Raw genomic sequence first — 12,929 nt, 5'->3', positions numbered from 1 at the left:
TGCAAGAATCGGTTTAAATCCGTGTTCTATTTGTACCATTTTTAAAATTAATACAAGTAAGATTTGTCATGTTAATTTCAAACCAAATACGAACAATTCTAAACTAAAAAGATTGTAGTACTTTAGCAAAAAATACAATTTCTATTACTACGCTAATGAATTTAGAAAAAATAAAAAAAATAATGCTTACCCTACTCCAATGGATTTTCATTTGTGTAGGCGTAGGCATTTTTTCTGGTTCAGCGTCGGCATTTTTTTTGGTGGCTTTAGAATGGGTTACGCACTATCGAGAGAATCATAGTACGCTTATTTGGTTTTTGCCTTTGGGCGGACTTTCTATAGGATTGTTGTACCATTATTACGGAACAACAGTTGTAAAAGGAAATAATTTATTGCTGGAAGCGTACCAAAATCCGCAAGAAAGGATTCCGTTTAAGATGGCTCCATTTATACTTATCAGCACTTTAATCACACATCTTTTGGGAGGATCCGCGGGTCGCGAAGGCACCGCAGTGCAAATGGGAGGTGCGATTTCCGACCAATGCAACCGGTTTTTTGAGTTAGAAAATAGCGATCGAAGAATACTTATCCTTTTAGGAATTAGTGCGGGATTTGCATCGGTATTTGGGACACCTTTAGCGGGAGCTATATTCGCATTGGAAATAATAGCCTTCAGCAAAATCAATTTAAAAAGTATTTTTCTATCGTTTTTAGTAGCTTATATTGCTTATTTTACGGTGGCGTTTTGGCACGTAACACACACTCATTATGCCATTCCTGTGGTGCCCAAAATGAATTTTACAATCGTTCTTTGGGTAGTTTTTGTCGGTATTTTGTTTGGATTAGCGGCTTTATTATTTTCGAGAAGCACCCATTTTTGGGGTAACCTATTTGCCAAAAGCATTCCATATCCGCCGTTACGACCTTTTATTGGCGGTTGCGTTTTGGCTATTGCTATTTATTTTATGGGAACAAACCAATACATAGGATTAGGGATTCCCACTATTGTGGCGTCGTTTTCGCAAAGCAGTGGGTATTATGATTTTGCGTTTAAAATACTTTTTACCAGTTTTACACTTGGTGCTGGTTTTAAAGGTGGAGAAGTTACACCACTTTTTTTTGTGGGTGCCACATTAGGTAGCGCCTTATCGACTGTGATTCCGTTGCCAATTGCCTTGTTAGCAGGATTGGGATTTGTAGCCGTTTTCTCTGGAGCCACACATACTCCTATTGCCTGTACCGTAATGGGAATGGAACTTTTTGGGTTAGAGAGTGGAGTCTTCATTGGTATTGCTTGTGGAGTCGCCTATTTTTGTTCCGGAAATAGTGGTATTTATACCTCTCAAATTGTAAAAGGTCCAAAATCCTTTTTGTACCAAAAAATAAAAACAAACCTGCAATTGTTGTAAACAGAAATTCTTTTTTCTAGTCATAATTCATTATTTTTTTGTAGTATTGTTCTTAATTGAGTAAAACATTTAATTTTACCCCTATGGCATTTGGATTTCCCGCTACTGCTTCGCAATACATTCCGTTAAATAATTTATCCAAACCGCAATTTAGCTATTGGGCTATTGCCACAGTTCAAAAACTAAAATGGGATTTCATTTCCATCAATGAGGACGAAATAATCATTGAAACCGCAAATCTTTTGAACACTTGGACTGAAACTATTTGCATCACAACAAATGAAGAAAACCCATTAATAACAAGCTATAGTAATGGAAATCAGTTGTATGATAATGGTCGAAATCAAAAAAATATCGAAGCTTTTTTGGATCTATTTTATGAAGTTATAAAAGACAATCCCCTTTTAGAATTGGATGAAAATAGCGTAATCAACGGAATAAATAGTGCCCAGACAGGAATTCGACAAGACCTCACAACCGAAAAAAAAGTAACGCGCTTTTATTCCTTTTTATCCCCTTTTATACCTACCAAAGGATATTTTATCACGCCAATACTTATTAATAGTAACATTTTAATTTTTATAGTAATGTGTGTTTCTGGAGTTTCCTTTTTCACTCCCGAGATACAAGATATTATTGATTGGGGCGGAAATTACGGCCCATCGACAACCGATGGTGGCTGGTGGAGATTGCTCTCGGCTTGCTTTCTTCATTACGGAATCCTGCATTTGGTTATGAATTGTTACGCCCTAGCCTATGTGGGTTTGCTATTAGAATCGTATCTCAAAAAAAGAGATTTTTTGCTGACTTATCTTTTTTGCGGGATTCTAGCGAGCTTCACCAGTTTGTATTGGAACACCAATATGGTCAGTGCGGGTGCTTCGGGAGCTATTTTTGGGATGTTTGGTATTGTATTGGTTGCTACTGCCTGCAATAAAATTGACAAAACAACCAAAATCCCACTTTTGATAACCATTGGCTCGTTTATTCTACTCAATATCGCTGGCAGTTTTAAGGAAGGCGTTGATGGGGCGGCACATGTGGGCGGCTTAGTTTCAGGACTTTTGTTTGGAATTATTCTTGTTTTGCTATCCAAAAAAAGAACTATCGGAATCCTAATCGTAACCTTGGTAACCCTTTGTACCAGTTTTACTTTGTATTCGCTTTGCAAAAAAAGCAAAATTTATATCTATCAAATAGTGGAATACCAAACAAAAATGCAAGACTTTGTCGACATGGAAAAAATGGCTTTGGAATCCTTCGACTTGTATTTGGGCGGAGACAAAGCTACCATTTTGTCTAATCTAAAAGACCGTGGTATTTACTATTGGGACGAAAACATTGCCTTGATAACCACCCTAGACAAACTCTATCTGCCAGAAGAAATTCACACCCAAAATGAAAATCTATTGGAATACTGTAAACTACGAAAAAAATATTACGAGCTAGCCTACAAGCGTTTGAATGAAAATTCCAGCGAATACATTCCTGAAATGGACGAAATTGAGCAAAAAATAAACGCTATTGTGATTGTGATAAAAAAAACTCCCAAAAAATAACGAAACCACTTGAAAACAAGTCCTTTTTATAAACCGTGAAATTCCTGTTAATGATTTCAACATTACAGTAAAAAAATGTAATTTCGCAAACTATGAAAATACAAGACATTCAAGTATTAGCCGTGTTGCTAGCTACACCAAAAAAAATTGCCATACTACCACATCGCGGCCCTGATGGCGATGCGATGGGTTCCACACTAGCATTGTACCATTTTTTATTAAAAAATAACCACGAGCCAACTGTTATTGCTCCCAATGATTTTCCTGATTTTTTGGCGTGGCTTCCTGGTTCTGAAACCGTTAAAATATTTGAAAAAGACAAAGAAAACTGCACCAAAATTCTAGAAGAAGCAGCACTTATATTCACATTAGATTTTAATGCTTTGCACCGTGTAGGCGAAATGGAACTCGTTTTAAATCAGCTTACAGCGCCATTTGTAATGGTGGATCACCATCAAAAACCAGATGATTATGCCCTTATAACCTACTCTGACACGGCATTTGGTTCTACTTGTGAAATGATTTACAATTTGATTTTGTTTTTGGATGGAAAAAAAGACATCGACAAAACCATTGCAACTTGCATCTATACTGGAATTCTTACTGATTCGGGTTCGTTCCGATTTCCTAAAACAACAGGAAATACCCATCGAATTGTGGCAGAATTGATTGATTTAGGAGTAGAAAACACGGTAATTCCAACTTTGCTCTTTGACAATAATTCCTATAGTCGTTTGCAACTATTAGGTCGAGCATTGCAAAATATGCAATTATTTCCTGAATATAAAACTGCGTACCTGACTTTGACACAAGCCGAATTAGACCATTTTAATTTTGTAAAAGGAGACACCGAAGGCATTGTAAATTATGGTTTGAGTATAAAAGGAATTCATTTTTCGGCCATTTTTATCGAAAATCAAGCCGAAAAAATCATCAAAATTTCCTTCCGTTCCCAAGGAACATTTGATGTAAACGAATTTGCTCGAAATCATTTTGACGGCGGTGGACACATCAATGCAGCTGGAGGAAAATCAGAACTATCAATGGAAGAAACTGTTGCAAAATTTGAAAATTTAGTTCCAAAACTTAAACTATAAAACGAATGAAATACAGCCAATTATTAGGTATTGCAACGATGGCACTATTTCTTGCTAGCAGTTGCAAACAGCAACAAGAAGCACGAAAACCGCTATCGCATTCCTCGGGGAGCTTTATGAAAAAGTCTATTGTGCGCAACAAAAAACTCATCGCAGGCGAGGAAGAGCAAATTCAAGCCATCATTAAACACAATCCCAAAACAAAATTTTTGGCATCGACCAAAGGATATTGGTATTCCTATGCCACTCGAAACACATTGGATTCGCTTACGCCAAAAAAAGGCGATGTAGCCCTTTTTGACTATGAAGTAAAAGATTTAAAAGGTCACCTCATTTATTCGCAAACAGAATTGAGCCCACAAACCTATTATGTAGACAAACAAGACATTATGATGGGCTTGCGAGACGGAATAAAATTGATGCGAAAAAAAGAAAAAGTTACTTTCCTATTCCCATCACACATCGCGTATGGCTACCACGGCGACTCCAAAAAAATTGGTACCAACCAACCCTTGCTTTGCGTGGTAACACTTCGGGATTTTATGGATGAAAAACAATTCAAAAAACAAACTGAATTACAAGTCACCACAGCACTCAAAAAACAACCAACCACCACCAATCCAACCGATTCGATAACACAATAACTTAAATTTAAAAATGAAAAAAAGCATCCTATTCGTACTGCTATTATGCGCTACCTTTTTCGCTTGTAAAGAAGATTCTAACAATCTTCCTGATGGCTTGTATGCCAAAATAGAAACCAACAAAGGCAACATTATTGTACAATTAGAGTATCAAAAAGCACCTATTACTGTAGCCAATTTTATTACTTTGGCCGAGGGCAAAAATGAATTTATTACCAACGAAAACCTTAAAAACAGACCTTTTTATGATGGGCTAAAATTTCATAGAGTCATTGCCGATTTTATGATTCAAACTGGAGATCCATTAGGAACTGGCTCTGGTGATACGGGTTATAAATTCAAGGATGAATTCTCGGATTTAAAATTTGACAAAGGGGGAGTTTTGGCAATGGCCAATAACGGAATAGCGACCAATAGCAGTCAGTTTTTTATCACCCATCTTGAAACGCCTTGGTTAGACGGAAAGCACACTATTTTTGGTCATGTTGTCGAAAAAGGGATGCAAGTTGTAAACCAAATCAAGCAAGATGATATCATGACAAAAGTGACTATCATTCGAAATGGAGAAGCAGCCAAAAAATTTGATGCCGAAAAAACTTTTCATGATTATTTTGCGGTCGAAGCCGAAAACCAAAAGAAACAAATAGCTGCCGAAGCCGCTTACAACACCAAATTTAAAGCTATTCAAGATCAAAAAGTAGTTGAATTAAAAGCGTTAAAAGTAAAAGCGACCAAAACAAGTTCTGGATTAGAGTATGTAATTACTCAAAAAAGTGGTGGCAAAAAACCAAAAAATGGAGCAACAGTTTACATTCATTATGCTGGTTTTCTAGAAAACGGAACCTTGTTTGACAGCAGTATCGAAAGTGTAGCCAAAACGTTTGGGAAATTTGATCCCGCTAGATCCGAAGCCAAACAATACTTACCAATTCCGTTTCAAGCTGGTAAAAAAGACGGTTTGATTCCCGGCTTTATAGAAGGTATTGAACAATTGAGTTTTGGCGATAAAGCCGTCCTTTTTATTCCATCCCATCTAGCCTATGGCGAAGCTGGAGCTGGTGGTGTTATTCCGCCCAATGCGAATATTATTTTCGAAATCGAGTTACTAGAAAAAATGCCTAAATAAATTAAAAAAGTTTAAATTAATCCAAATGAAATCTAAAATTTTATTCGTCTTGTTTTTGGGAATCATAAACCTGCAAGCACAAGTTAAAAAAAGTACTACCCCAGTCAAAAAAACGACAACAACAGCAACAACTGCGGCGGTTGTCCCAGGGATTTTTGCTACAATTACAACCAGCAAAGGAGCGATAGTGATGCAATTAGAATATCAAAAAACACCTGTAACGGTTGCCAATTTCATTAGTTTAGTCGAAGGAACCAATACCTTTGTAACCGATGCCAAAAGCAAAGGAAAACCTTTTTACAACGGATTAAAATTCCATCGAGTAATCAAAGATTTTATGATTCAAGGTGGGGATCCATCCGGAAATGGTTCTGGTGGACCAGGTTATAAATTCAAAGATGAATTCACCGATTTAAAATTTGACAAAAGCGGCATTTTGGCAATGGCCAATTCAGGACCAGGTACTAATGGAAGCCAGTTTTTTATCACTCACGTTCCAACCAATTGGTTAGACGGAAAACACACCATTTTTGGTCATGTAACCAAAGGGATAAAAGTTGTTAATACCATTGCACAAGACGATATTATTACAAAAATCGCCATTACAAGAATTGGAACTGCAGCCAAAGTATTTAATGCAACCAAAGTATTTTCGGATTATTATGCTAACAAAGCCGAAGACGACAAGAAACAAGCTGCAATAGCTGCTGAAAATCAGCAAAAACAAGCTGCCGTTGAAGCCGAAGCTAAAAAAGTTTATTTCGAAAAATACGGAGCTGTTATCAAAGCAAAAGCTGCGTATTTCGCCACTTTAAAAACTACTGCAACTACCACTGCATCAGGGTTAACGTATGCCATAACACAAAAAGGAAGTGGTATAAAACCCGTTGATGGTTTTACTTTCTATTTTCATTATGCCGGTTATTTTGAGGACGGAACCTTATTTGACAGTAGCATGGAAGAAGTAAACAAAACTTACGGAAAATATGATGCCAACCGTGCCGCACAAAACGGTTACCAACCTTTCCCGTTTCAAGCTGGTAAAAAAGACGGCATGATTCCTGGCTTTCTAGAAGGACTTAATGTTATGAATTTGGGCGACAAAGCCGTATTATTTATCCCCGCTCCTTTGGCTTATGGAGAAAGAGGAGCTGGTGGTGTAATTCCGCCAAATGCTACTTTAATTTTCGAATTAGAAATTACAGCTACTGCGCCAGCACCAAAACCATAAAGCAATTGTGAAAAAAAAGTAAAATACAATTGATTTTTTGATTCAATTCAATAAAAAAGGCAACAGTTATTGGTAAACTGTTGCCTTTTTTAGCTTAATTTTTAAGAACTATTTCTCAATTTCTTTCATACTATCCATTTTTTTGTGAGCCAAAAATCCAGCAATATCTTCAAAATGTTCGACTACTCGCTTGTTTCCAAATTCAAAAACTTTGGTAGCCAAACCGTCCAAGAAGTCCCGATCGTGAGAAACTAGGATTAAAGTTCCATCAAAATCACGTAGGGCGTCCTTGATAATATCTTTGGTTTTCATATCCAAGTGATTGGAAGGTTCATCCAGAATTAATAAATTTACAGGCTCTAGCAGCAATTTTATCATGGCCAAACGGGTTTTTTCGCCTCCCGAAAGCACTTTTACTTTTTTGGTCACATCATCACCGTGAAACATGAAAGCACCCAGAATATCTTTGATTTTGGTTCGGACATCGCCTACTGCAATATCATCTATGGTTTCGAAAATAGTGGCATTTTCGTCCAATAATGCCGCTTGATTTTGAGCAAAATAACCAATTTGAGCATTATGACCAATTTCTAAACTGCCACCATCAATTTCTATTTGCTTCATAATGGCTTTAATCATCGTCGATTTTCCTTCGCCGTTTTTACCCACAAAAGCCACTTTTTGCCCTCTTTCGATAACAATATTAGCGTCTGCAAAAACCACATGATTGCCATAGGATTTTAACATTTCTTTTACAATAACAGGATATTGTCCGGAACGAGCTGCAGCCGGAAATTTTAATTTCAAAGCCGATGTGTCTACTTCATCAACTTGAACAATGACTAGTTTTTCAAGCATTTTAACCCGCGATTGTACGGCATCGGTTTTAGAAAATGTTCCTTTGAAACGGTCAATAAAAGTTCTATTATCCGCTATCATGCGTTGTTGCTCGTCGTAGGCTTTTTGTTGGTGCATGCGACGGTCTTTTCGCAGTTCTAAATAATGCGAATATTTGGCTTTGTAATCATAAATACGTCCCATTGTCACTTCGATTGTGCGATTGGTAATGTTGTCCACAAATGCCCTATCGTGCGAAATTACAACAACTGCTTTGGCTGAATTGATGAGAAAATCCTCTAACCATTGAATACTTTCGATGTCCATGTGGTTGGTAGGTTCATCCAGCAAAATCAAATCAGGTTTTTGCAATAAAATTTTGGCCAACTCAATTCGCATTCTCCATCCTCCCGAAAACTCCGAAGTTTGACGTGAAAAATCCTCCCGAACAAATCCCAAACCTATTAGGATTTTCTCTACTTCGGCTTCGTAATTTACTTCTTCAATGGCATAAAATTTCTCGCTCAAGTCCGAAACTCTTTCGATTAATTTCATGTAAGCATCGCTTTCATAATCGGTACGAATGGTCAATTGCTCGTTGATTTCGTCGATTTCGGCTTTCATAGCAAATATTTCGCCAAACGCTTTAGACGTTTCTTCGATCACGGTTGCTCCATCTTTGGTTAATAAATGCTGTGGCAAATAAGCAACAACGGCATCCTTTGGTGCCGAAATACTTCCTGTTGAAGGTTTACTTTGTCCTGCAATTATTTTTAAAAGTGTTGATTTTCCTGCACCATTTTTTCCCATAAGGGCAATTTTATCATTTTCGTTTATGGCGAAAGAGACATCGCTAAAAAGTGTTGTGCCACCAAATTGCACCGAGATATCGTTAACTGTAATCATTATAGCCGTATTAGATTTTTAGAATTTTTATGTAAATCCGTATTTTTTTGAAGGTGCAAAGATAGGTTAATTAACGCATTTGAGTTACTAGATTTATAGCCATTTTAGATTTTTATAAAAACTAAAAAACCGATAGTTTATCCCTTTAAAAGAGACAAACTATCGGATAAATAGTAGGAGTTGAAATTTAAAAATCAATTACTCTTTTCGCCACTTTTTAGTCACTTCAAAAACGTGTTCTAGAATTGCAGCTTCAACGTCGTCAAATGCTACATTGCGACGACTCATGACTAACCGTGCGGTTTCAAAGGCTTTTTTGGTAATATAAGTCGTAAATCCTGATGCACCACCCCACGAAAAACTAGGCACAAAGTTTCGAGGAAATCCAGAACCAAAAATATTAGCACTTACCCCTACTACCGTTCCCGTGTTGAACATGGTGTTAATGCCACATTTACTGTGATCGCCCATCATTAATCCGCAAAACTGCAGTCCTGTTTTGGCAAATCCTTCGGTTTCGTAGCTCCATAATTTTACTTCTTCGTAATTGTTTTTTAGGTTGGAGTTATTGCTATCCGCACCTATATTACACCATTCGCCAAGAACAGAATTCCCCAGAAAGCCATCATGCCCCTTATTCGAATACGGAAACAATACCGAGTTGTTGATTTCGCCTCCAACTCTAGAATATGCACCAACTGTGGTAGCACCATATATTTTGGCAGCCATTTTTACTACTGCATTTTCGCCTAGAGCAAATGGTCCTCGAATAACGGATCCTTCCATAATTTCGGCATTTTTTCCAATATAAATGGGCCCAGTGATGGCGTTGAGGGTTACAAATTCCAACTTGGCTCCTTCCTCGATAAATATATTTTCGGGAGCGATGGCATTTACGCTTTTGGGAATAGGTTGCGAGGTTCTGTCTTCGGTTATGAATTCGAAATCCTCCCGAATAGCGGCATCATTTTTAGAAAAAATATCCCACGTATGTTCCACCGTAATACAATCAGCAGTAAATTCGATGATTTCGTAGGTGTCAAAATCCACTTCTTCTTGCTCTTCGGAAGTGTAAAAAGCAAGGACTTCATCGCCTTTGAAAATAGCTTGATTGGCCTCGAGATTACCGACCATTTCTGCCAAAATAGGATTGGGCAAAAAGGAAGCATTGATCATTACATTGTGTTCTAACTCAACCATTGGATATTTTTCGGAAAGGTATTCCTCGGTCAAAGTCGTCGTGGTGGAACCCAAATACAATTCCCATTTTTGACGAATAGTCATCAGCCCAATGAGGATATCAGCAACGGGACGGGTAAATGTAAAAGGCAATAAGGCGTTTCGAGCTGGACCGTCAAAAAGAATATAGTTCATAGTATGTTTTTTTGGTTAGGGACAAGTGGCGACTTGTCCGTTCTATTTTATTTGAGGACAAATCGCAACTTGCCCTACTTTTAGATTTCAAAGTTACAAAGTTTTGGAGAGCATTAAAAATAAAAAAGCCCTCCAAAAAGGAAGGCTTTAATGTATGTAACAACGCGTAATTATTATTTAACGTGTTTAGCGTATTTAGTTTTAAATTTATCAATACGACCTGCAGTATCAATAAGTTTAGATTTACCTGTGTAAAAAGGGTGAGAAGTTCTAGAAATCTCCATTTTTACAACTGGATATTCTACACCATCAACAACTATTGTTTCTCTTGTATCTGCAGTAGATTTAGTGATAAAAACGTCTTCGTTTGACATGTCTTTAAAAGCAACTAATCTGTAATTTTCTGGGTGTACACCTTTTTTCATCTTGAATCTTTTTTATTTGTTTAATTATAATGTAGCTTTGAAGCTTTCCTCTTTACCGAAAAGGTATAAACCAATTATAATTTTTTGTTTTACAATTTTATTTTGAGTGTGCAAATTTACATTTATTTTCCAATATACAAGTCATATCTTTCATTTTTTTAAATTATTGTAAAAAACATTTTTTAGTCCCGAATAAATTGGGAATTGTTATATTTGTAGATTAATAAAAATGTGCTTTATGGAAAATAAAATTTCTCCTGCAAAATCAGGAATAATGATTGGTGTTCTTTTTGGTATTATAATGATTTTAGAATTTGTAATTATGTATGTAATTGGAATGAAATCATTGGTAAATTCAAGTTTTGGAATAATTGTAAACTTATTAAACTACATGGTTTTGCCTATTTTGTTTATCTCATTGGGATGTGGCAATTACAAAAAAAACATAAATAATGGTTTTATCACCTTTGGCGAATGCTTAAAAGTTGGGATTGCTATCACTTTTATTGCAGCATTTATTTATGCAGCATTCAATATTATTTTCAATCTGCTTTTTCCAGAATTCATTAACGAAATGGTTGCTATTTCTAAAGAAACGATGATTCAAAAAAATCCAAATATGACTAGTAAGGAAGTCGAAATGGGAATTGCAATGATGAAAAAATTCATGAATCCATTTATTGTTTTTCCAGTAACCATAGCCATGTATTCTTTTTTTGGACTGATTTATTCGTTAATTATTGGTGCATTTTTGAAAAATGAAAACCCTCAAAGCGTATAATTAATGAATTTATCCATACTCATACCGCTTCTTAATGAAGAGGAATCCCTACAAGAATTATACACTTGGATTATTTCGACAATGAAATCCAACAACTATTCGTATGAAATTATTTTTCTTGATGACGGCAGCACCGATAAATCCTGGAATATCATAGAAGGGTTTGCTAGCGAAAATCCAAATGTAAAGGGCATTCGGTTTATGAAAAATTTTGGAAAATCCCAAGCCTTACACGCTGGTTTTGCCAAAGCCCAAGGCGATGTCATTATCACAATGGACGCCGATTTACAAGACAGTCCCGACGAAATTCCGGGATTGTACGATATGATTACCAGTCAAAATTTTGATTTGGTTTCCGGTTGGAAAAAGAAACGATACGACTCGGTTGTTGCCAAAAACATTCCATCAAAGCTATTCAATTGGGCAGCCAGAAAAACATCTGGTGTACAATTAAATGATTTCAATTGCGGATTAAAAGCGTATAAAAATGTAGTTGTGAAAAATGTGGAAGTATCAGGTGAAATGCACCGTTACATTCCAGTTTTGGCCAAAAATGCTGGTTTTAATAAAATTGGCGAAAAAGTAGTCCAACACCAAGCTAGAAAATATGGTGAAACTAAATTTGGAATGGATCGTTTTATCAATGGTTTTCTGGATTTAATCACGATTTGGTTCTTGTCACGATTCGGAAAAAGACCTATGCACTTATTTGGCGCCATGGGTTCATTGATGTTTATAATAGGTTTTATGGCTGCTGGATACATTGGAGTTTCTAAATTGTACCATTTGTATAATGGAATGCGGTACACATTAGTGACCAATAATCCTTGGTTTTATATCGCTTTGACTACCATGGTTTTGGGAACACAATTGTTCTTGGCGGGATTTCTTGGAGAAATTATTTTGAGAACCAAGAATAATGAGGAACGGTATAAAATTGCGAAGGAAATAAATTAATGATGTCACAAATTGTTCCCTTTAAGACAACTTGAGGACGCAAATTTCGTCCTCAAAAACTAAAATGCTATGGAAATAGAAGTTATTCAAAACAAAATATTTGAAATTCGAGGCTGTAAAGTAATGCTTGATTTTGATTTAGCATTGATGTATAATGTTGAAACAAAAGTTTTTAAGCAATCTGTCAGGCGTAATATAAATAGGTTTCCGGAAGATTTTATGTTTGAACTTACTGAAATTGAGTTCAATAGTTTGAGGTCACAAATTGTGACCTCAAACCGAGGAGGCTCACGATATATGCCTTTTGCCTTTACTGAACAAGGAATTGCAATGCTTTCGAGCGTGTTAAATAGCGAGAAAGCAATAGAAGTAAACATTTCAATTATCAGAGCATTTGTTACTTTTAGACAATTTTCGTTAACTTATAATGAATTAAAAGATAGAATTGTAGAAATAGAAAGTCAATTCCCAGACATTTACAAGGCTTTAAATTATCTAGTTGACAAAGATGCTGTTTCCAAAAACAACGAAGAAAGAAATAAAATAGGATATAAAAAATAAAAATCAAATTTTAAAAAACACA

At 36.1% G+C, this 12,929-nt stretch carries 12 protein-coding genes; 9 read left to right on the top strand and 3 right to left on the bottom strand.

Annotated features, from left to right (window positions below; all coding sequences use genetic code 11):
• Positions 1 to 155: 155 nt before the first annotated feature.
• From FNW21_RS08635 to FNW21_RS08610, 6 genes are all read left to right on the top strand, one after another.
• Complete coding sequence (locus tag FNW21_RS08635; protein ID WP_144256337.1) at positions 156 to 1,409, top strand: voltage-gated chloride channel family protein; 1,254 nt, start codon at positions 156 to 158, stop codon at positions 1,407 to 1,409.
• Positions 1,410 to 1,492: 83 nt separating this feature from the next.
• The gene (locus tag FNW21_RS08630; protein WP_144256336.1) at positions 1,493 to 2,968 is read left to right on the top strand and encodes a rhomboid family intramembrane serine protease; all 1,476 of its coding nucleotides are present in this window, start codon (positions 1,493 to 1,495) and stop codon (positions 2,966 to 2,968) included.
• Between the two features lie 92 nt (positions 2,969 to 3,060).
• Complete coding sequence (locus FNW21_RS08625) at positions 3,061 to 4,065, top strand: DHH family phosphoesterase (protein ID WP_144256335.1); 1,005 nt, start codon at positions 3,061 to 3,063, stop codon at positions 4,063 to 4,065.
• A 5-nt stretch (positions 4,066 to 4,070) separates the two neighbouring features.
• A complete protein-coding gene (gldI, locus tag FNW21_RS08620; RefSeq protein WP_144256334.1) occupies positions 4,071 to 4,709 on the top strand; it encodes a gliding motility-associated peptidyl-prolyl isomerase GldI in 639 nt (212 codons plus the stop codon).
• A 13-nt stretch (positions 4,710 to 4,722) separates the two neighbouring features.
• Positions 4,723 to 5,835 (top strand): peptidylprolyl isomerase, encoded by a 1,113-nt coding sequence (locus tag FNW21_RS08615; RefSeq protein WP_144256333.1) that lies wholly within the window; start codon positions 4,723 to 4,725, stop codon positions 5,833 to 5,835.
• Between the two features lie 25 nt (positions 5,836 to 5,860).
• A complete protein-coding gene (locus FNW21_RS08610; protein ID WP_144256332.1) occupies positions 5,861 to 7,066 on the top strand; it encodes a peptidylprolyl isomerase in 1,206 nt (401 codons plus the stop codon).
• Positions 7,067 to 7,174: 108 nt separating this feature from the next.
• Here FNW21_RS08610 and FNW21_RS08605 read toward each other — a convergent pair whose 3' ends face one another.
• The 3 genes from FNW21_RS08605 to FNW21_RS08595 all read right to left on the bottom strand — a co-directional run bounded on the left by FNW21_RS08605 (position 7,175) and on the right by FNW21_RS08595 (position 10,608).
• Positions 7,175 to 8,809, bottom strand: coding sequence for an ABC-F family ATP-binding cassette domain-containing protein (locus tag FNW21_RS08605; protein ID WP_144256331.1), 1,635 nt, complete (start codon positions 8,807 to 8,809; stop codon positions 7,175 to 7,177).
• Between the two features lie 198 nt (positions 8,810 to 9,007).
• Positions 9,008 to 10,183, bottom strand: coding sequence for a GlmU family protein (locus tag FNW21_RS08600; protein WP_144256330.1), 1,176 nt, complete (start codon positions 10,181 to 10,183; stop codon positions 9,008 to 9,010).
• Positions 10,184 to 10,356: 173 nt separating this feature from the next.
• Entirely contained in the window at positions 10,357 to 10,608 is a 252-nt protein-coding gene (locus FNW21_RS08595; RefSeq protein WP_144256329.1) for a type B 50S ribosomal protein L31, read from the bottom strand.
• A 238-nt stretch (positions 10,609 to 10,846) separates the two neighbouring features.
• Between FNW21_RS08595 and FNW21_RS08590 the strand changes: the two genes are divergently transcribed.
• The 3 genes from FNW21_RS08590 to FNW21_RS08580 all read left to right on the top strand — a co-directional run bounded on the left by FNW21_RS08590 (position 10,847) and on the right by FNW21_RS08580 (position 12,907).
• A complete protein-coding gene (locus FNW21_RS08590) occupies positions 10,847 to 11,389 on the top strand; it encodes a DUF4199 domain-containing protein (RefSeq protein WP_144256328.1) in 543 nt (180 codons plus the stop codon).
• A 3-nt stretch (positions 11,390 to 11,392) separates the two neighbouring features.
• Positions 11,393 to 12,346, top strand: coding sequence for a glycosyltransferase family 2 protein (locus tag FNW21_RS08585; protein ID WP_144256327.1), 954 nt, complete (start codon positions 11,393 to 11,395; stop codon positions 12,344 to 12,346).
• A 69-nt stretch (positions 12,347 to 12,415) separates the two neighbouring features.
• Positions 12,416 to 12,907, top strand: a complete 492-nt coding sequence (locus FNW21_RS08580; RefSeq protein ID WP_144256326.1) for an ORF6N domain-containing protein — start codon at positions 12,416 to 12,418, stop codon at positions 12,905 to 12,907.
• The last annotated feature ends 22 nt before the right edge of the window (positions 12,908 to 12,929 follow it).

Origin of the sequence: Flavobacterium restrictum (genome assembly GCF_007097245.1) — a bacterium.
Taxonomy (GTDB): Bacteria; Bacteroidota; Bacteroidia; order Flavobacteriales; family Flavobacteriaceae; genus Flavobacterium; species Flavobacterium restrictum.
Note: the sequence above shows the minus strand (reverse complement) of the source record. Positions and strands in the feature narration are given on the sequence as shown.

Coding starts and splice junctions, on each gene's coding strand:
- FNW21_RS08590 (WP_144256328.1), top strand. CDS start 10,847: ATGGAAAATAAAATTTCTCCTGCAAAATCAGGAATAATGATTGGTGTT.
- gldI (WP_144256334.1), top strand. CDS start 4,071: ATGAAATACAGCCAATTATTAGGTATTGCAACGATGGCACTATTTCTT.
- FNW21_RS08580 (WP_144256326.1), top strand. CDS start 12,416: ATGGAAATAGAAGTTATTCAAAACAAAATATTTGAAATTCGAGGCTGT.
- FNW21_RS08585 (WP_144256327.1), top strand. CDS start 11,393: ATGAATTTATCCATACTCATACCGCTTCTTAATGAAGAGGAATCCCTA.
- FNW21_RS08630 (WP_144256336.1), top strand. CDS start 1,493: ATGGCATTTGGATTTCCCGCTACTGCTTCGCAATACATTCCGTTAAAT.
- FNW21_RS08635 (WP_144256337.1), top strand. CDS start 156: ATGAATTTAGAAAAAATAAAAAAAATAATGCTTACCCTACTCCAATGG.
- FNW21_RS08610 (WP_144256332.1), top strand. CDS start 5,861: ATGAAATCTAAAATTTTATTCGTCTTGTTTTTGGGAATCATAAACCTG.
- FNW21_RS08615 (WP_144256333.1), top strand. CDS start 4,723: ATGAAAAAAAGCATCCTATTCGTACTGCTATTATGCGCTACCTTTTTC.
- FNW21_RS08600 (WP_144256330.1), bottom strand. CDS start 10,183: ATGAACTATATTCTTTTTGACGGTCCAGCTCGAAACGCCTTATTGCCT.
- FNW21_RS08595 (WP_144256329.1), bottom strand. CDS start 10,608: ATGAAAAAAGGTGTACACCCAGAAAATTACAGATTAGTTGCTTTTAAA.
- FNW21_RS08625 (WP_144256335.1), top strand. CDS start 3,061: ATGAAAATACAAGACATTCAAGTATTAGCCGTGTTGCTAGCTACACCA.
- FNW21_RS08605 (WP_144256331.1), bottom strand. CDS start 8,809: ATGATTACAGTTAACGATATCTCGGTGCAATTTGGTGGCACAACACTT.